Source organism: Mycolicibacterium sp. P4_G11 (genome assembly GCF_056555145.1).
Map to the genome: position 1 here is coordinate 43,211 of NZ_JBFUJW010000011.1, position 15,743 is coordinate 58,953.

Genomic DNA, 15,743 nt, shown 5'->3' on the forward strand with positions numbered 1-15,743 from the left:
AACCATGTTGAACGTGGCAATTGCACCGGCGACCGACACGACTCTCGGCTCGGATCTCCTCGCCGTCGTTGCCCGCATCAACCGCTTGGCCAATCAGCGCGTCCGGCTGCCGCTGCCGTTCGCCCAGGCCCGGCTGCTCTCCACCATCGAAGCCGAGGGCCGCGCCCGGATCTCCGACCTCGCCGCGCTCGACCACTGTTCACAACCGACGATGACGACCCAGGTCCGTCGGCTCGAGGATGCCGGACTGGTGTCCCGCACCGTCGACCCCCACGACGCCCGCGCCGTGCTCATCAGCATCACCCCGCAGGGCATCGCCACCCTGGCCCAGGTGCGCGCCGACCGCGGCAGCGCCATCGACCCGGTCCTGGATGCGCTCGACAGCTCCGACCGGGAAACGCTGGCCGCTGCCGTCGAGATCATGCGCGGCATGCTCGCCACGTACTGACCTCAGGTGTTGATTCCGCGCTGAGGGCAACCGCTACTCGGACTTTCCCGCCGCAGCCGCAGGGTCAACGGTGGACGCCGGCTACTTCGGTCCGGGAATCGGATCCAGCGCCTTGAGCGCACCACCGTCGACGGTGAATCGCGTGCTACCGATGCCCGTCGGCATTCCCGGCTGATCCTTGGCCTGCTCCCATTGGTACTGAACCGTCACGCTGTCCGGCGCGCTCGCGGTCACCGTGATGTACGGCCGCGCGTTGGGTGTCGGCGTGCCGATCATCGTGTTCTTGTTGAAGAACACGACCTGCTGCGGGCTGTCCGGCGTCGAGTTGTTCTGGCCGACCTGCACCCAGTACAACGCACAATTCGCGGTGTGGCCGCTGCTCATCTGGGTCCACTTGCCCGACGGCGGTGCCGGCAGCGCGAAGATCGATGCGGTCACGACGTTCTGGGCCGGTCCATCGGCTGGCGTGCACTTGTCGGCCTGCGGGGCGGAGTCCGGACCTTTCGGGCTCCAACCACACCCAGCGGTGAGCAGGGCCGAGGCCGAGAGCAGGACGAACGCTGACGTATAGCCGATGGACCGCATGCGGCCAGCCTACGTCCAAGCGCACCAAGCATTTTGAAGTCAGCATGGTTTGCCCATCCACGAGGCGGGGAACTCTACCTCTGTCTTTGACATCCGGTTGGGGTAGCCGGATGCGAATTGGATTGTGACAAGGGGTAATCCGATGTGGCATAGGCAAAAGAAAGGTCAACTCAGGCGGCCGGTGATCAAGACCGGTGTGACACTGGCAATCTCGGCGGCACTGCCGGTCGGGGTTGCAGGTCTGCTCGTGACGAGCATAGGCACCGGCCCCGAACCGGGGCCTTATTCGCTGTCCGCCGCGATCAGCGATTCCAACACGACAATCGGATTCGCCGATTCGGACATCATCGGCATGTCCACCGCCGACATCAACAAGACGCTCGACGAAATGCAGTCGCTGGGTGTTCAGAACGTCCGGATCCTGATCCCGTGGAACAACGTCGAACCGGTACAGGGCTATTGGAATTGGAGCACCGTCGACACCCTGGTGAACGCCGCAGCCGACCGCAATATGGGCATTCTCGGCGTCCTCAACTCGACGCCGGCCTGGGCGGTGCCGGCCGGCTATCCGGCCGTGGCGACGCCACCGGCCTCCGATGCCCAGTACGCGGCATTCGCCAGTGCGGTCGCCCAGCGCTACGCCGGCAAGGTGTCCGCCTACGAAGTGTGGAACGAACCCAACGCCGCGACGTTCTGGTATCCCTCACCCGATCCCGCTGCGTACACGAAGTTGCTGCAGGCGGCGTATCCGGCGATCAAGGCCGCTGATCCGAACGCCACGGTGATCGGGGGTGTGGTCGGTTGGGTCACCGACACCCCGGGCCTGGCCATCAACGCGGCCTCGTACATCCAGGGCATGTACGACAACGGAGCCCAAGGCTATTTCGACGCGCTGTCGTTCCATCCGTACCAATACCAAGTTCCGTTCGGAAACGGCACCCCGTATGGACCGCTGGCGCCCATCAACCAACTCGCGACGATCCATCAGGAGATGGTCGCGGCGGGCGATGGCAGCAAGCAGATCTGGGCCACCGAATACGGGGAACCGACCTCGGTCGTCGACAACACCACGCAGGCGGCGTTCATCTCCAACTTCCTGAATTCGTGGAGCAGCTTCAACTACACCGGGCCGATGTTCATCTACACCACCCGCGATCGCAACACCGGAAGCACCAGCGACCAGGACACTCTCGGTGTCTTCCAAACGAATTGGACGCCCAAGCCCGCCGCGAACGTCATCGCTCAATGGACCGCGACCCATCCGCAGACCGCGCCCGCAGACCCGCCGAGGACGTTGGCACCGATCACCAGCGCCGTCACCAACACTGCGACTGACGCCGCCGCGACCACCAAAACCGCTGCCGCACAGACATTATCGATGGCCCAGGCAACCGTGATGACACTGGCCGGCATGCCGGCCACCACTGCCACGACGGCACCGACGACGGCGTCGACCACAACGCAGGACTCGACAGCCAAGGCGACTACGACGAAGGCCGGGCCGAAGGCCGCGCCGACCAAATCCGGGTCCGTGAAGTCCGGACCGTCACCGAAGTCGAAGAGATAGCCTGTCCGACCGCGCCGGGTAGAGCAGCCTGCCGGGCGCGGCCGGGCACCCCGACCGCTTGCACCGCACCGATAGCTGAGCGTTTCGCCGCACGTGTGCACGGGTACTCATTCGCCATGTCGATCATGGTCGGTGGTGGACCACCGGAGTACGACGGCGATTTGCTCGGCGGTGCGCCGGGGCTGTACGGCACCGGGGCTTTGCCTGCCTCGGGCACCAAAGCTCAACGCCGTGTGCTCGCCCTCGCCGTCGGTGTCCTCGTGGGACTGCAACGACGACGTTGGCAAGACGCCGCCGTGGAATTGATCGCGGTCGCCCATGACTTCGACATGTCGCCCTATGTACTGGCCGAGGCATTGGTCGAGCTGTCGGGCGGCCATTCCCTGCGGCTGGCGGGTAGCTCGCGCCCCGACGCGGTTCGCGTCGCGCAGAAGTATTGGGGCCACCTGCTGAATCCCGCTCCGGGGGCCTCGGACGACCAGGACCCCGACCATGCGCTGGTTTGGTGAGGCCACCGAAGCCGTCATTATTCTTCAGAGCGTGACCGCAACTCAAAGCTTCGCGCTCCGCGCGTGCCACGGCCCCGCCGAATGGCCTGCACTGGTGCGCATCTGGCGTAGTGCAGTGGAAGCGACGCACGACTTCCTGACCGCCGACGACATCGACTTCTACGAACGCCGGCTCGCCGAGGAGTACTTGAAGATGGTCGACGTGACGGTGGCGGATGCCGACGGCGTGCCCGTCGGGTTCTCGGGCGTCGCCGGCGGGAACCTCGAGATGTTGTTCATCGACCACCAGCATCGTGGCCGGGGCGCGGGATCGGTTCTGCTGGCCGATGCGATGGCCAAGAATCCGGGCCTGCTGGTCGATGTGAACGAGCAGAACCCGCAAGCCGTCGGTTTCTACCACCGCCACGGCTTCGTCACCCTGAGCCGTTCGGAGACCGACGGCGACGGGCGGCCGTTTCCGATCCTGCATCTGGGACCCGCCGAGTCTGCCGCGCAACGCGGCTAGGAGCCGTCGGCGGTCACTGACCTGGAGTCTCCGGCTCGGCCGTGCGTGCGGACGTGTTGGCGGCAGTGCCCCCGATTCCTGCTGCCGCGGCCGCGGCTTCCCGGAGGTGCTTCCCCGGCGCCGAGGACTGCTGCGGCGCCGATTCGAGTCCGGTCGCGTGCTCCGCAGACATCCCGTAATGCCGGAGCAGCGTGGCCACCTCCGGCGCGGTGATGCGATCGCCGTCGGCTACCGGCGGGGCGTTCCCGACGATGTTCTTCGCGACGGCAACCCGAACCGATCCGTCACCGCCTCGCGCGCCGCCCAACGGCACGAACGACTCTGAGCTACCGAACCATCCGCTGCGAACAGACGCCCATTTCGGGTGCCCGGTACGCCGATCGACGTACACGCGATGAATCTTGCCGATCTTGTCTCCCGCCAGGTCGTAAACGGTCGCGCCGACAAACCGGGTCACCTCATCCGACATCGAGCTGTTCCCCTGTTCTTCTACCCGCGCTGTCCCGCGCGGGAACTCAGCCATGGTGCAGATGGTGGTGGTGCTCGTTGAGCAACATGCCCGACAGCAACCACACGGCACCGAACGTCGCAGCGGCCAAGGAGACGATCATCGCCACTGCGCCGAACGTCAGATATCCGGCCACCATCGCGACGGCACCGGCAACCAGGGCCACGAAGCTGACGGCGATGGTCACCAGACCCGGCACCATGGCGCCGACCGGGGTAGGTGATTCATTCATGTACTGCGGATACCCGAATGCCAGACGACCAAAACGCTGGGCGCCGGTGCGCCTCTGCCGAGCGTGGGGCTTGCCGAGGCGACACGCCGTAAAAGCCACGGCAGGCCACACGCTCGGCATAGGGCGCGAAGCGGGGACCCCGCCCCAGAAAGCAAAATGACCAGCACTTTCGTGCTGGTCATGCTTGCTCCCCCGATTGGACTCGAACCAATAACCGCCCGATTAACAGTCGGGAGCTCTGCCAATTGAGCTACAGGGGATTGTGCTCAGGCCCCGGGCGCGTGTCCCTGAACCGAGGCATGACTCTAGCGCATGACTGCGCGGATCTTTGAATCGGCTGGTAGCCGCCGGTCGGGCCAGACGCATCGGCGATCGTGAGGCAGGATGGAGCCAAGCACCGTCATCAGGGAGGGGTCCAGTGATCCGAGCCGTCGCCGTCATGGCCGTTGGCTATGTTCTGGGAGCCAAAGCAGGCCGTCGCCGTTACGAGCAGATCGCCGGCACCTATCGCGCCATCACCGAGAGCCCGAAGACCAAGGCGATGCTGGACGCCGGCCGGCGCAAGTTGGCTGACAAGGTGTCACCGGACCCGAACATGGTGCGGTTGACGGCGATCGACACTCAGACCACGGTGCTGCATCCGGAGTCGATTCACGACTGACCCGACTGGTCGTCGTGCGGTTATCGGTTCGAGAACCGTCAGCCGAGCGGCTGGTGCCAGGTCTGGCCGGGCAGCAGCGGACCGCTGCTGACACCGCCATTGGGACCCCAGACGCCCCACGGCGTGCCCACGTTCACGGGCTGACCGTTGGACCGGCCCATGCAGTTGCCGTCTTCTTTGTTGCCGAACCAGGCGAGGCAGCCGCCGTCAGCCGTCGACTGTGACGACGGAGCGCTGCTCAGCGCGACGATGACCGGGGCTGCCACTGCGGTGGCCACGAGCGCTGCTGCGGCGAAAAGCCGGGTTGCTCCGATGGTCATGGTGGGCCTCTCCCCTTTGGTCGGTTCTGCCCCACCATATCGCGCACGGTGGTTCTGCGCGTTACACCAGCTGAAGCGTCAGCTGACGTCGTCGCCGCTGGCCTGCTGCAGCAGGCTGCGTCTGTACTGCTCCATGGCGACGAGGTCACCGAACAACGCGTGGTACTCGGTGCTCTGCTCCACGGGCGACATGCGCTGCAGTTTCGACTTCAACTCGGCGATCTCGCGGCCGACCCAGACTTCCTGCAACCGGGCCAGCACGCTCGCGATGTACCGCGGCAGCCTGTCCTCTTCGACCTGGAACGCCTCGACCGACAGTTCGTTGATCAGACTCGCCGCCGCCGGGTCGGCCGCCCGGATCGCCTCGATCCACTCCGCGCCGCCCAGACCGGACGCCGTGCCGCCCGCGGCGGTGATCGCCTGCCGGACGGCGGCATAGGCGGGGTGGGTGAAGCTGTCGACCGGCAGCCCGTCGAACACCGGGCCAGCCAGCGCCGGGTGTTGCAGCGCCGACTTGAGTGCTTCACGCTGTGGCCACAACGTCGGATCTTTGGGGTTCGGACGCCCCACCGCCGGGACCGGGGCTGCCGGTGCCGCCGGGCGACGGGCGTCGCGCTTCGACGTCGCGGGGCCTGCCTTGGCAGACTCGCGGACTCGCGAAATCACCTGCGCCACATCGTCCCAACCGACCCAGCCGGCCAACTGACGGGCGTACTCGTCACGCAGGGTGGGGTCTTTGATGCGGGCGGCCAGCGGCACACAGCGGCGCAGCGCCGCCACGCGACCCTCGGCGCTGTCCAGGTCGTGCTCTTCGAGCGCGGTGCGAATCACGAACTCGAACAACGGCGTTCGGCGTGCCACCAGATCCCGCAGGGCACTGTCGCCGGACTTGAGCCGCAGATCGCAGGGGTCCATGCCGTCGGAGGCCACCGCGACGAACGACTGGCCGGTCAGATTCTGTTCGCCCTCAAAGGCTTTCACGGCGGCAGCCCGGCCGGCGGCGTCGCCGTCGAACACGTAGATCAGCTCGCCGCGAAAGAAGTTGTCGTCCATCATCAGTCGCCGCAGCATCGACAGGTGCTCGTCGCCGAAGGCCGTGCCGCAGGACGCGACCGCGGTCGTCACCCCGGCCAGATGCATGGCCATGACGTCGGTGTAGCCCTCGACGACGACGGCCTGGTGTCCCTTTGCGATGTCACGCTTGGCCAGGTCGAGCCCGAACAGCACGTTGGATTTCTTGTACAGCACCGTTTCCGGCGTGTTGACGTACTTGGCTTCCATCTGGTCGTCGTCGAACAGGCGGCGGGCACCGAACCCGATCACCTCGCTCGTCGCGCCCCGGATGGGCCACAGCAGCCGGCGGTGGAACCGGTCCATCGGGCCGCGGCGACCTTCCCGAGACAGCCCGGCGGCCTCCAGCTCTTTGAAGGTGAATCCCTTGCGCAGCAAGTGTTTTGTCAGGGTGTCCCAGCCCGACGGCGCGAAACCGCAGCCGAAACGCTTGGCCGCGTCGGCGTCGAAGTTCCGCTCGATCAGGTACTGGCGGGCGGCGGCGGCTTCGGCCGACTGCAGCGCCTCGGCGTAGAACTCCTGTGCGGCGGTGTTGGCGGCGAGGAGGCGGCTGCGGCTGCCCTTGTCCCGTTGCACATTGGTGGTCGATGACCCCTCGTAGCTGATGGGGTAGTTCAGCCGGTCGGCGAGCAGTTCGACGGCCTCGACAAAGGTGACGTGCTCGACCTTCTGCACAAACGCGTAGACGTCGCCGCCCTCACCGCAACCGAAGCAATGGAACTGGCCGTGGTTGGGCCGCACGTGGAACGACGGTGACTTCTCGTCGTGGAACGGGCACAGACCCTTCATCGAGTCGGCCCCCGCGCGCCGCAGCTGCACGTGCTCGCCGACGACGTCCTCGATGCGGGTGCGTTCACGAATGGCCGCGATATCGCGATCAGGAATCCGGCCGGCCACGCGCCCAGTGTAGGCGCGCGCCATCCGGCCGCTGAACGTTGGCTTGTGTTCGAACTTTCGCGCGAAAGTGGCACACCAGCCAACACTCGAGCGCTAGTCCAGGGGCCGCGGCGAGCGGGCTTCGTGGACGCGTTCGAGCCGGGTCTCGGTGTACGACGCGATCTGGTCGACGACCACCCGCAGCCGGGCACCGTCGTCGTCCGCCAGAGCGAACTCGGCGGCGAACTGCGGGTCGAGGCTCGCCGGGGCCTGGCCCCACAGCGACAGCGCGACCTCGCCGACCATGGTGCGCTGGTCGGCCTGAATCTGCAGGTGCTGGTGGTCGGACATGATGAACTGCAGGGCCAGCATCTTGAGCACCGCCACCTCGGCACGGACCAGAGCCGGAACCGCGAGTTCGGCCTCGAAACGGCGCATCGTCGCGCGCCCCGCCTGCAACTTGGTCTCGGTGACCGCGGCGTTGGCGAACCGGCCGACCAGTTCACTGGTGAGCCGCTTGAGCGCCACCGACGTCGCGACAGAACCGTCGTACTTGCCGACGGCGGTGACCACCGGCAGCTCTGACAACCGCGCGGCGGCCGCCAGCATGTCGTCGTGCGTCACCGTCGGATGAGACCGGGCACCCAGTCGGGCCAGGGTGTCGGCCGCGTCCGCGTCGGCGAGGACGCGCAGGTCGATACGGCCGGAGATGATGCCGTCCTCGACATCGTGCACGGAGTACGCGACATCGTCGGCCCAGTCCATGACCTGCGCTTCCAGGCACAGCCGCTCGGCGGGCGCGCCCTCGCGCACCCAGGCGGCGGCGGCCGCGTCGTCGTCGTAGAAACCGAACTTGACGCGGTCCTCGCGGAACCACGGGTACTTGATCACGGCGTCCAGCGCGGCCCGGGTCAGGTTCAGCCCTGCCGAACGTCCTTCGCTGTCAAGCGCTTTCGGTTCGAGCCGGGTCAGGATCCGGAAATTCTGGGCGTTGCCCTCGAACCCGCCGAACGGTTTGGCGATCTCGTCGAGCGCGCGTTCGCCGTTGTGGCCGTAGGGCGGATGGCCGATGTCATGCGCCAGCCCGGCGAGGTCGACCAGGTCGGGATCACAGCCCAGGCCCACCGCCATGTGGCGCCCGATCTGGGCCACTTCGAGCGAATGGGTGAGCCGGGTCCGTGGCGTCTCCCCCTGCCGGGGCCCGACCACCTGGGTCTTGTCGGCCAGTCGGCGCAGCGCGGCGCTGTGCAGCACCCGCGCCCGGTCACGCGAGAAATCCGTGCGGTGTCCGGCATCGGTGCCGGGCAGCGTGGCGCTCTTGACGCCTTCCTCGACCAGCCGCTGCCGGTCGAAGTCGCTGTATCCCTCACCTGCGATGCCCACAGCCGAAGTCTGCCAGCCCGGGTGCGCCGAATTACCACATACCCTGTCACTACATTGGGCGGCATGCGCATTGTGCGACTGCTCTGGCTGATGATCTCGGTCCTGATCGTGGGGACGCTGCTGGCCCCGACCACCACCGCCGAGCCGCCGATGCGGCTGCCGGACTACGTCACCGATGAGGCCGGCGTGCTGAACTCGCAGCAGCGCACCGAGGTCTCGGGCGCGGTGCAGCGGCTGTACGACAAGCGCGGCACGCGGCTGTGGGTGGTCTACGTCGACACCTTCGCCGGGGCGAATCCCCGCGAGTGGGCGGAAAACAGCTGGCGCCAAAGCTTTCTGGGCGACCACGACGCCATCTTTGCCGTTGCGATCAAGGACCGCGCCTACGCGCTGCTGGTCCCGGAGGCCGCGACGGGTGACGTCGACGTCGACCGCCTGCGCCGGGATGTCGTCGAAGCGAAACTGCACGACGGCGACTGGGCGGGCGCGGCCGTCGCTGCCGCCGACGGGCTTCGGGCGCCGGGTGGGCCGTTCAACTGGGTCGGGTTGGTGGTTGCGCTGGCGGTGATCGGCGTCGCGCTGGGCGGACTCATCTGGTGGGTCCGGCGTAGTCGTCGGCAGCGCCGGCAAGCCGATCTGAACGCCGCGCAGCAGGTCGATGCCACCGACGCCAACGCCCTCGCGAAGATGTCGCTGGAGACCTTGGAGGACCTGTCCAAGTCGATCCTCGTCGAGGTCGACAACGCGGTGCGCACCAGTGACAACGAGCTGTCGCTGGCCGTCGGCGAGTTCGGCGAGCGCGACACCGCGCCGTTCACCACCGCGGTGCAGAACGCGAAAACCGCCATGGCACAGGCGTTCCGTGTCCGCCAGATCCTCGACGACGACGTGCCCGAAACCCCGCAGCAGCAGCGCGACCTGCTGACCCAGGTGGTCGTCGCGGCCGCCCGCGCCGACAAGGAACTGGAGAACCAGCGCGCCGCCTTTCATCAGATGCGCGACTTGGTCATCAACGCACCGACCCGGTTGGACGCGCTGACCCAGCAGATGGTCGTCCTGACGGCGCGCGTCGAGCCGGCCCAGCAGACCCTGGCCGGGTTGCACAGCCAGTTCACCCCATCGGCGCTGGCGTCGGTCGCCGGCAACGTGGACGGCGCCAAACAGCGCCTGGCGTTCGCGGACCAGAACATCAGCGCCGCGCGCGGACTGGTCAGCAAGGCCGGCGACAGCCAGGCCGCCCTGGTCAATGCGATCCACGGCGCGGAGTCGGCGCTGGGTCAGACGCAGCGCATGCTGGATGCGGTCGACAGCGCCGCGGACGACATCACGCACGCGATCAGCGCCCTGCCCGCCGCGATCACCGACATCCAGCACGGGATCGCCGCCGCGGAGGCGGTCCCACCCGGAGCGCGCTACACGGAACTGACGGCAGCGCGTACCGCTGCGGTGCAAGCGGTTTCGAACGCGCAGGCGTCGGGCGCGGCTGATCCGTTCGGCGCGTTCACCCAATTGACCGCCGCCGACGCCCAGTTGGACAAGCTGCTGGCGATCATCGCCGACGAGGCCGCCGCCCGGCAACGGCTGCAGCAGTCGTTCGATCAGGCCCTGCAGGCCGCGAGCTCCCAGGTGCGCGGGGTGTCGGATTTCATCGACACGCACCGCGGGAGTGTTGGCCCCGAAGCCCGCACCCGGCTGGCCGAGGCGCAGCGCCGAATCGAATCCGCCCGGCAGACGTCGCGCACCGACCTGCCCGCCGGCATCGAGCAGGCCAACTCCGCAGCCGATCTGCTCAAGCAATCCCAGACGCTGGCCGCGAACGATGTGCTCGCCGCGCGGCAGTCCTACACCGGCACGAGTACCGGCGCCGACCTGGGCGGCATCATCATCGGCGGCATCCTGTCCGGCATGATTCGCGGCGGCAGTAGCGGTGGCAGCAGTGGCGGTGGTTGGAGCTCAACGACTTTCGGCGGCTCCGGTGGCGGCTTCTCGGGCGGTGGCGGGCGGTTCTAGCCCTGCGGGGCGGCGAGACGGGCGCGTTCGCGCATCGAGGCGACCACGCCGCCGTCGTTGAGGATGTCGGTGCCGGTGAGGTAACCGGCCTGGTCGCTGGCGCAGAACGCGAACAGCGCCGCCATCTCTTCGGCTTTGCCCCAGCGTGGGACGGCGGCGTTCGTCAGCATCGCGCCCGCACCGGCGTCGGCCTCCAGTAGCCCCATCTCGGTGTCGACCGAACCCGGCGACACCGACACGATGCGCAAGCCCTTGGCGTTGAAGCGCTCGGCCTGCGAGCTGCTGTACCACTTGACGAAGTTCTTGCTCACCCCGTAGGCCATGCCCGAGCGCAATTCCTCGGGCGCGAACGCGCAGGCCGCCGCCATCTCGGCCAGGAATGCGTCCTCGTCGGTGAGTGCCAGCGGGAATTTCGTGGTCGGGATGATCTCGTCGGGCAGCAGGTGTGCCGCCATCGACGCCACGTTGACGATCGCCGCGCCCTCGTTCGCGACCCGGTAGAAGGCCTCGTTGACATTGACGGTGCCGACGGCGTTGGTGCGCGTCACATAGTCCGCCGCCCCCATGCTGGGGCTCACGCCGGCGGCGTGGATCACCGATGCGATGGGGCCGAGACCTGTTGCGGTAGCGAACAACTGGTCCACCGCGGCCCGGTCGGTGACATCGGCGTTGACGATGGTCGCGGCGATGCCGAGGTCGGCCAACTCGGCGGTGGCTTTGTCGAGGCGATCCTGACGGACGTCGGCGAGCACCACCGCATGATCCCGCCCGACGACCTTGGCCGTCGCTGTACCCATTCCGCCGGCCCCGCCGGTGATCACCGAAACCCGAGTCATACCGGCACGCTATACCGGAAGCCCAACGGGACGCGGACCGGTGCTCACAAACTGCTCAGCAGAATGGCTCAGGTGGTGTACAGCGACAGGTGGACGTACACCTCGTCGGGCCCGCGTTGGTCGACGACGACCTCGCGGTTGACCAGCCCGTGATCCTTGGTGGTGACCTTGTCCTGCAGGAAAAGCGGCGTGGGAGCACTCGCCAGCGACGGTCCCGCGAGCGCCGTCATCGTCTTGGGAATCTGGGACGGTCGCGGCGCCGCCGGGAACTGGCCCAGAAAGTCGTGAAGTTGACTGTCGGTCATCCGCAGCGCCACGCGATAGCGGGTGTCGCGGCCCGAATCGGTGACAGTGGCGAGGACCGCTGCGCCCTGCGGCAACGTCACATCGCCGAACGCCGCAGCCAGCTCAGCGGGAACCGGCACCTTCTGCTCTCGGTTCTCGGTCGAGCATGCGGACAGCGCACACAGCAGCAGGACTGCGGTCAACGCCCGCAGGTATCGGGTCATGGGTGTTTGTCGTTCGGCTCGTCGGCCTCGTCGCCGCGCCCGGCGACGTCGCCGTAGGCCGTGCCGATCTCGCGGATGCGCGCCGCGATGGCGTCCAGATCCGTGTTCGACCGACTGATGATTGCGGTGATCTCAGCCGTCCCCTTGGCCACCACGGGAAGCAGCGCACGGTCACCCGCCGCGGTGGACGGGACGCTGGCCGCGGCATCGATCACCCATTGCTTGACGGAATCGAGATCGCGACGACCTGCCGTCACCACAGCCGCGGACCGATCGACCTCGGCACCGAGGCGCCGGTCGAGTGCGGCCAGCCTGCCGATGGTCCCGGCATGCTCCCGATTGCAGCCGTCGTATGCCTCGGCCGCGGCGCCTGTCCACTCTCCTCCGGGCGCCACCGACAGGACCGTGCTGCGCAGTTCGTGGAACTGCGCACTCCTGTCGAACTCGGAGCCGCCAACCGGCGTGTCGGAGCCGAACGTCGCGCGCGCGTCGTCCCAAGTCGAAAGAAATGCGCCGAGAACCGTCACTGTCGCCCCCTCCAGCGTCCCTTGGCCCTTGGCTCACAAGCCTATTCGAGCCCGCGGTAGGTCCCCGGCGGCAATTTCTCCGTCAGCAGCCCTTGAGGCGCACCGCGAGGTAGTCGCTGACGGCGTCGATGGCGACGCGCTCCTGGGTCATGGCGTCGCGCTCGCGGATGGTGACGGCGTGATCCTCGAGCGTGTCGAAGTCGACGGTGATGCAGTACGGCGTGCCGATCTCATCCTGGCGACGGTAGCGGCGGCCGATGGCGCCGGCGTCGTCGAACTCGACGTTCCAGTTCTTGCGCAGCTCGGCGGCCAGGTCGCGGGCCTTCGGCGACAGGTCGGCGTTGCGCGACAGCGGCAGCACCGCGGCCTTGACCGGCGCGAGGCGCGGATCGAGCTTGAGCACCGTGCGCTTGTCGACGCCGCCCTTGGCGTTGGGTGCCTCGTCCTCGTGGTACGAGTCGACCAGGAACGCCATCAGCGACCGGGTCAGGCCGGCTGCGGGCTCGATGACGTACGGCACGAAGCGGGTGTCGGTGCCCTGGTCGTAGAACGACAGGTCGACGCCCGAGTGCTCGCCGTGCGTGCTCAGGTCGAAGTTGGTGCGGTTGGCGATGCCCTCGAGCTCACCCCACGGGTTGCCGGCGAAGCCGAACTTGTACTCGATGTCGGTGGTGCCGGCGCTGTAGTGCGACAGCTTCTCCAGCGGGTGTTCGTACAACCGCAGGTTGTCCGGGTTGATGCCCAGGTCGGTGTACCACTGGAAGCGGGTCTCGATCCAGTACTTGTGCCACTCCGGCGCGGTCGAAGGCTCGACGAAGAACTCCATCTCCATCTGCTCGAACTCACGGGTGCGGAAGATGAAGTTGCCCGGCGTGATCTCGTTGCGGAAGCTCTTGCCGATCTGGCCGATGCCGAACGGCGGCTTCTTGCGCGCGGTGGTCACCACGTTGGCGAAGTTCACGAAGATGCCCTGCGCGGTCTCCGGGCGCAGGTAGTGCATGCCTTCTTCGGACTCGATGGGGCCGAGGTACGTCTTGAGCATCATGTTGAAGTCACGCGGCTCGGTCCACTGGCCCTTGGTGCCACAGTCCGGGCAGACGATCTCGTCCATCGAGACGGCGTCAGGATCGTCCAGGCCCTTCTTCAGGGCGTAGGCCTCCTGCATGTGGTCCTGACGGTGCCGCTTGTGGCAGTTCAGGCACTCGACCAGCGGGTCGTTGAACACCGCGACGTGGCCCGAGGCCACCCACACCTGCCGCGGCAGGATGATCGCGCTGTCCAGGCCGACGACGTCGTCGCGGGAGGTGACGACGGACTTCCACCACTGGCGCTTGATGTTCTCCTTGAGCTCGACACCCAGTGGCCCGTAATCCCACGCAGACTTTGTGCCGCCGTAGATTTCGCCGGACTGGAAGACCAGACCACGGCGTTTGGCCAGGTTGGCAACGGTGTCGATGATGGACGCCACGATGTTCGAGCACTCCTCGAGTCAGCTGGGATGCAACCCGTCCAGCCTAAAGGCCCCACTCACCGGTCAATGTCGCACCCACCTTTGACATGCGTATGCACGCATGGAAAGCTAAATGAAAACTATTTCCAATAGCTTGGGAGTTACCGGGGTGCCACCCACCACCACGCATGACGAGCTCGACCACCAGCACAGCGGTGCGCCGTTCCCGTCGTCCCCGCCGCGGGAGACGCTCGACGCCGCCGGCGATCTGCTGCGCGCCCTGGCCGCCCCCATTCGCATCGCGATCGTGATGCAACTGCGGGAGTCGCAGCGCTGCGTGCACGAACTCGTCGACGCCCTGGGTGTGGCGCAGCCGCTGGTCAGCCAGCACCTGCGCATCCTCAAGTCGGCGGGGGTCGTCGCCGGCGAACGCGCCGGCCGCGAGGTGATGTACCGCCTGGTCGACCATCACCTCGCGCACATCGTGGTCGACGCCATCGCCCACGTCGAGGAGGACCGGCCGTGACCGCCCCCACCCGGTCCACCAAACAGCGCACCGCGATCGCCGCGCTGCTCACCAACGTCGAAGAGTTCCGCTCCGCGCAGGAGCTGCACGACGAACTGCGTCGCCGCGGCGAAGGCATCGGCCTGACGACCGTCTACCGCACCCTGCAGTCGATGGCCGCGGCCGGACAGGTCGACAGCCTGCGCAACGACAGCGGTGAGGCGCTGTACCGGCGCTGCTCGCAGGCCCATCACCATCACCACCTGGTGTGCCGGCAATGCGGCGCGACGGTCGAGGTGGCCGGCAGCGAGGTCGAGGCCTGGGCCACCGAAACCGCTGCGGCCCATGGCTTTTCCGACGTCAGCCACACCCTGGAGATCTTCGGCGTTTGCAGTCGGTGCACGGCCTGACCGCGTCCGTGCCGGTCAGCTGATCCGAACGAAGTCCAGCACGATGTCGCGGGTCAGCGGCGCCAACACGACGTCGCCGGGATCGTGCGGATCGATCCAGGCCATCTCCTCGATCTCGGCGGCAGCCTGCGGCACGCCGTCGAGCGTCACGAAGAAGAGGTCGGCCGCGACACTGTGCCCGGGCTCGTTGGCCGCGATCGCGGTGTGGTGACCCAACTCTCGCACGTCGGTCACCCCGACCCCGAGCTCTTCACGGACCTCGCGGACCAGCGCGTCGACCGGCGCCTCCCCCGGCTCGAACTTGCCGCCGGGCTGCATGAACGCCGTCGTCCCGCGTTTACGGACCAACAGCAGCCGCCCGTGCTCGTCGACCACCACCGCGGCGACGATCCGGATGACGGTCATGACGCCAGGTCGGCCCGCACGTCGACGCCGGTGGACAGCACCAGCAGGACCAGCGTGGACAACGCGTCGTCGCTGAGACCGGCGGCCGGAAAGTTGTAGCGCAGCATCACGTCGCCGACCTTCTTGGCGCCGTTGCTCCGCGGGTCGCCGGCCCGCTCGACCAATACCACCGAGCCGAGCATGGTGCGTCCCGCATGATCGGACACCCGGTCACGAATCTTGTTGTCCAGCTTGATGTCCCACGCCAGCGGCTGGGTCAGTGAGATCAGTTCCAGGCCCTCGCTGATGTTCACCACCCGCAGCGAGGCCACCGTCCCGTCGTGCCCGACGGTCAGGGCGCCGTCGTTCTCCTCGACGATGGTGACCGTATCGGCCAACACAGAAGCCAAGCGCTGCAACAAGTTCGACATCAGGCCCTCCCACTCA

20 protein-coding genes and 1 tRNA gene are annotated in these 15,743 nt (G+C 67.4%); 8 read left to right on the forward strand and 13 right to left on the reverse strand.

Annotated elements, in window-relative coordinates:
- Positions 1 to 4: 4 nt before the first annotated feature.
- A complete protein-coding gene (locus AC1U2B_RS23185; protein WP_480218643.1) occupies positions 5 to 448 on the forward strand; it encodes a MarR family winged helix-turn-helix transcriptional regulator in 444 nt (147 codons plus the stop codon).
- Between the two features lie 81 nt (positions 449 to 529).
- On the opposite strand, the gene AC1U2B_RS23190 is transcribed toward AC1U2B_RS23185, so the two are convergent.
- Positions 530 to 1,033 (reverse strand): LppP/LprE family lipoprotein, encoded by a 504-nt coding sequence (locus tag AC1U2B_RS23190; RefSeq protein WP_260940439.1) that lies wholly within the window; start codon positions 1,031 to 1,033, stop codon positions 530 to 532.
- 247 nt (positions 1,034 to 1,280) lie between these two features.
- Here AC1U2B_RS23190 and AC1U2B_RS23195 point away from each other — a divergent pair, with 247 nt between their 5' ends.
- The 3 genes from AC1U2B_RS23195 to AC1U2B_RS23205 all read left to right on the forward strand — a co-directional run bounded on the left by AC1U2B_RS23195 (position 1,281) and on the right by AC1U2B_RS23205 (position 3,614).
- Positions 1,281 to 2,600 carry a cellulase family glycosylhydrolase gene (locus AC1U2B_RS23195; protein WP_480218644.1) on the forward strand — a complete coding sequence of 440 codons (1,320 nt, stop codon included), beginning with the start codon at positions 1,281 to 1,283 and terminating at the stop codon, positions 2,598 to 2,600.
- Positions 2,601 to 2,716: 116 nt separating this feature from the next.
- Entirely contained in the window at positions 2,717 to 3,109 is a 393-nt protein-coding gene (locus tag AC1U2B_RS23200) for a hypothetical protein (protein ID WP_260940435.1), read from the forward strand.
- A 31-nt stretch (positions 3,110 to 3,140) separates the two neighbouring features.
- Positions 3,141 to 3,614, forward strand: a complete 474-nt coding sequence (locus AC1U2B_RS23205) for a GNAT family N-acetyltransferase (RefSeq protein ID WP_480218645.1) — start codon at positions 3,141 to 3,143, stop codon at positions 3,612 to 3,614.
- A 13-nt stretch (positions 3,615 to 3,627) separates the two neighbouring features.
- Here the strand turns inward: AC1U2B_RS23205 and AC1U2B_RS23210 are convergent, their stop codons facing one another.
- The 3 genes from AC1U2B_RS23210 to AC1U2B_RS23220 all read right to left on the reverse strand — a co-directional run bounded on the left by AC1U2B_RS23210 (position 3,628) and on the right by AC1U2B_RS23220 (position 4,614).
- Positions 3,628 to 4,137 (reverse strand): PRC-barrel domain-containing protein, encoded by a 510-nt coding sequence (locus AC1U2B_RS23210; protein WP_480218646.1) that lies wholly within the window; start codon positions 4,135 to 4,137, stop codon positions 3,628 to 3,630.
- Complete coding sequence (locus AC1U2B_RS23215; protein WP_043394089.1) at positions 4,130 to 4,354, reverse strand: hypothetical protein; 225 nt, start codon at positions 4,352 to 4,354, stop codon at positions 4,130 to 4,132. The genes AC1U2B_RS23210 and AC1U2B_RS23215 overlap by 8 nt, the downstream gene beginning before the upstream one ends.
- A gap of 187 nt (positions 4,355 to 4,541) precedes the next feature.
- Positions 4,542 to 4,614, reverse strand: a tRNA-Asn gene (locus AC1U2B_RS23220).
- 158 nt (positions 4,615 to 4,772) lie between these two features.
- On the opposite strand from AC1U2B_RS23220, the gene AC1U2B_RS23225 reads away from it, so the two are divergent.
- On the forward strand, positions 4,773 to 5,015 hold the full coding sequence (locus AC1U2B_RS23225) for a hypothetical protein (protein ID WP_071286920.1): 243 nt from the start codon (positions 4,773 to 4,775) through the stop codon (positions 5,013 to 5,015).
- Between the two features lie 38 nt (positions 5,016 to 5,053).
- On the opposite strand, the gene AC1U2B_RS23230 is transcribed toward AC1U2B_RS23225, so the two are convergent.
- The 3 genes from AC1U2B_RS23230 to AC1U2B_RS23240 form a co-directional block, all read right to left on the reverse strand.
- On the reverse strand, positions 5,054 to 5,335 hold the full coding sequence (locus AC1U2B_RS23230; protein ID WP_418002744.1) for a DUF7155 family protein: 282 nt from the start codon (positions 5,333 to 5,335) through the stop codon (positions 5,054 to 5,056).
- A 78-nt stretch (positions 5,336 to 5,413) separates the two neighbouring features.
- Positions 5,414 to 7,327: a DNA primase gene (gene dnaG, locus AC1U2B_RS23235; protein ID WP_480218647.1), complete on the reverse strand. Its 1,914-nt coding sequence runs from the start codon at positions 7,325 to 7,327 to the stop codon at positions 5,414 to 5,416.
- Positions 7,328 to 7,396: 69 nt separating this feature from the next.
- Positions 7,397 to 8,665, reverse strand: a complete 1,269-nt coding sequence (locus tag AC1U2B_RS23240; protein WP_043394095.1) for a deoxyguanosinetriphosphate triphosphohydrolase — start codon at positions 8,663 to 8,665, stop codon at positions 7,397 to 7,399.
- A 63-nt stretch (positions 8,666 to 8,728) separates the two neighbouring features.
- Between AC1U2B_RS23240 and AC1U2B_RS23245 the strand changes: the two genes are divergently transcribed.
- Positions 8,729 to 10,675 (forward strand): TPM domain-containing protein, encoded by a 1,947-nt coding sequence (locus AC1U2B_RS23245; RefSeq protein ID WP_480218648.1) that lies wholly within the window; start codon positions 8,729 to 8,731, stop codon positions 10,673 to 10,675.
- Here AC1U2B_RS23245 and AC1U2B_RS23250 read toward each other — a convergent pair.
- From AC1U2B_RS23250 to AC1U2B_RS23265, 4 genes are all read right to left on the reverse strand, one after another.
- Positions 10,672 to 11,511, reverse strand: coding sequence for an SDR family oxidoreductase (locus tag AC1U2B_RS23250; protein WP_480218649.1), 840 nt, complete (start codon positions 11,509 to 11,511; stop codon positions 10,672 to 10,674). The two genes, AC1U2B_RS23245 and AC1U2B_RS23250, sit on opposite strands and share 4 nt — an antisense overlap.
- 68 nt (positions 11,512 to 11,579) lie before the next feature.
- Positions 11,580 to 12,020 (reverse strand): hypothetical protein, encoded by a 441-nt coding sequence (locus AC1U2B_RS23255; protein WP_043394100.1) that lies wholly within the window; start codon positions 12,018 to 12,020, stop codon positions 11,580 to 11,582.
- On the reverse strand, positions 12,017 to 12,547 hold the full coding sequence (locus AC1U2B_RS23260) for an EspA/EspE family type VII secretion system effector (RefSeq protein WP_260971618.1): 531 nt from the start codon (positions 12,545 to 12,547) through the stop codon (positions 12,017 to 12,019). The genes AC1U2B_RS23255 and AC1U2B_RS23260 overlap by 4 nt, the downstream gene beginning before the upstream one ends.
- Positions 12,548 to 12,629: 82 nt before the next feature.
- Entirely contained in the window at positions 12,630 to 14,015 is a 1,386-nt protein-coding gene (locus AC1U2B_RS23265; RefSeq protein ID WP_260940423.1) for a glycine--tRNA ligase, read from the reverse strand.
- 115 nt (positions 14,016 to 14,130) lie between these two features.
- Between AC1U2B_RS23265 and AC1U2B_RS23270 the strand changes: the two genes are divergently transcribed.
- Complete coding sequence (locus AC1U2B_RS23270; protein WP_418002752.1) at positions 14,131 to 14,523, forward strand: ArsR/SmtB family transcription factor; 393 nt, start codon at positions 14,131 to 14,133, stop codon at positions 14,521 to 14,523.
- The gene (locus tag AC1U2B_RS23275; protein WP_043394108.1) at positions 14,520 to 14,912 is read left to right on the forward strand and encodes a Fur family transcriptional regulator; all 393 of its coding nucleotides are present in this window, start codon (positions 14,520 to 14,522) and stop codon (positions 14,910 to 14,912) included. The genes AC1U2B_RS23270 and AC1U2B_RS23275 overlap by 4 nt, the downstream gene beginning before the upstream one ends.
- Before the next feature lie 15 nt (positions 14,913 to 14,927).
- Here AC1U2B_RS23275 and AC1U2B_RS23280 read toward each other — a convergent pair whose 3' ends face one another.
- Positions 14,928 to 15,317 (reverse strand): NUDIX hydrolase, encoded by a 390-nt coding sequence (locus AC1U2B_RS23280; protein WP_043394110.1) that lies wholly within the window; start codon positions 15,315 to 15,317, stop codon positions 14,928 to 14,930.
- Complete coding sequence (locus AC1U2B_RS23285) at positions 15,314 to 15,727, reverse strand: hypothetical protein (RefSeq protein ID WP_043394112.1); 414 nt, start codon at positions 15,725 to 15,727, stop codon at positions 15,314 to 15,316. Before AC1U2B_RS23285 ends, AC1U2B_RS23280 begins: the two co-directional genes overlap by 4 nt.
- Positions 15,728 to 15,743: the final 16 nt, after the last annotated feature.

Bases quoted from the DNA above. Each gene is read 5' to 3' on its own strand.
- AC1U2B_RS23185 (WP_480218643.1), top strand. From the start codon at position 5: ATGTTGAACGTGGCAATTGCACCGGCGACCGACACGACTCTCGGCTCG.
- AC1U2B_RS23190 (WP_260940439.1), bottom strand. From the start codon at position 1,033: ATGCGGTCCATCGGCTATACGTCAGCGTTCGTCCTGCTCTCGGCCTCG.
- AC1U2B_RS23200 (WP_260940435.1), top strand. From the start codon at position 2,717: ATGTCGATCATGGTCGGTGGTGGACCACCGGAGTACGACGGCGATTTG.
- AC1U2B_RS23210 (WP_480218646.1), bottom strand. From the start codon at position 4,137: ATGGCTGAGTTCCCGCGCGGGACAGCGCGGGTAGAAGAACAGGGGAAC.
- AC1U2B_RS23215 (WP_043394089.1), bottom strand. From the start codon at position 4,354: ATGAATGAATCACCTACCCCGGTCGGCGCCATGGTGCCGGGTCTGGTG.
- AC1U2B_RS23230 (WP_418002744.1), bottom strand. From the start codon at position 5,335: ATGACCATCGGAGCAACCCGGCTTTTCGCCGCAGCAGCGCTCGTGGCC.
- dnaG (WP_480218647.1), bottom strand. From the start codon at position 7,327: ATGGCGCGCGCCTACACTGGGCGCGTGGCCGGCCGGATTCCTGATCGC.
- AC1U2B_RS23245 (WP_480218648.1), top strand. From the start codon at position 8,729: ATGCGCATTGTGCGACTGCTCTGGCTGATGATCTCGGTCCTGATCGTG.
- AC1U2B_RS23250 (WP_480218649.1), bottom strand. From the start codon at position 11,511: ATGACTCGGGTTTCGGTGATCACCGGCGGGGCCGGCGGAATGGGTACA.
- AC1U2B_RS23255 (WP_043394100.1), bottom strand. From the start codon at position 12,020: ATGACCCGATACCTGCGGGCGTTGACCGCAGTCCTGCTGCTGTGTGCG.
- AC1U2B_RS23270 (WP_418002752.1), top strand. From the start codon at position 14,131: ATGAAAACTATTTCCAATAGCTTGGGAGTTACCGGGGTGCCACCCACC.
- AC1U2B_RS23280 (WP_043394110.1), bottom strand. From the start codon at position 15,317: ATGACCGTCATCCGGATCGTCGCCGCGGTGGTGGTCGACGAGCACGGG.
- AC1U2B_RS23285 (WP_043394112.1), bottom strand. From the start codon at position 15,727: ATGTCGAACTTGTTGCAGCGCTTGGCTTCTGTGTTGGCCGATACGGTC.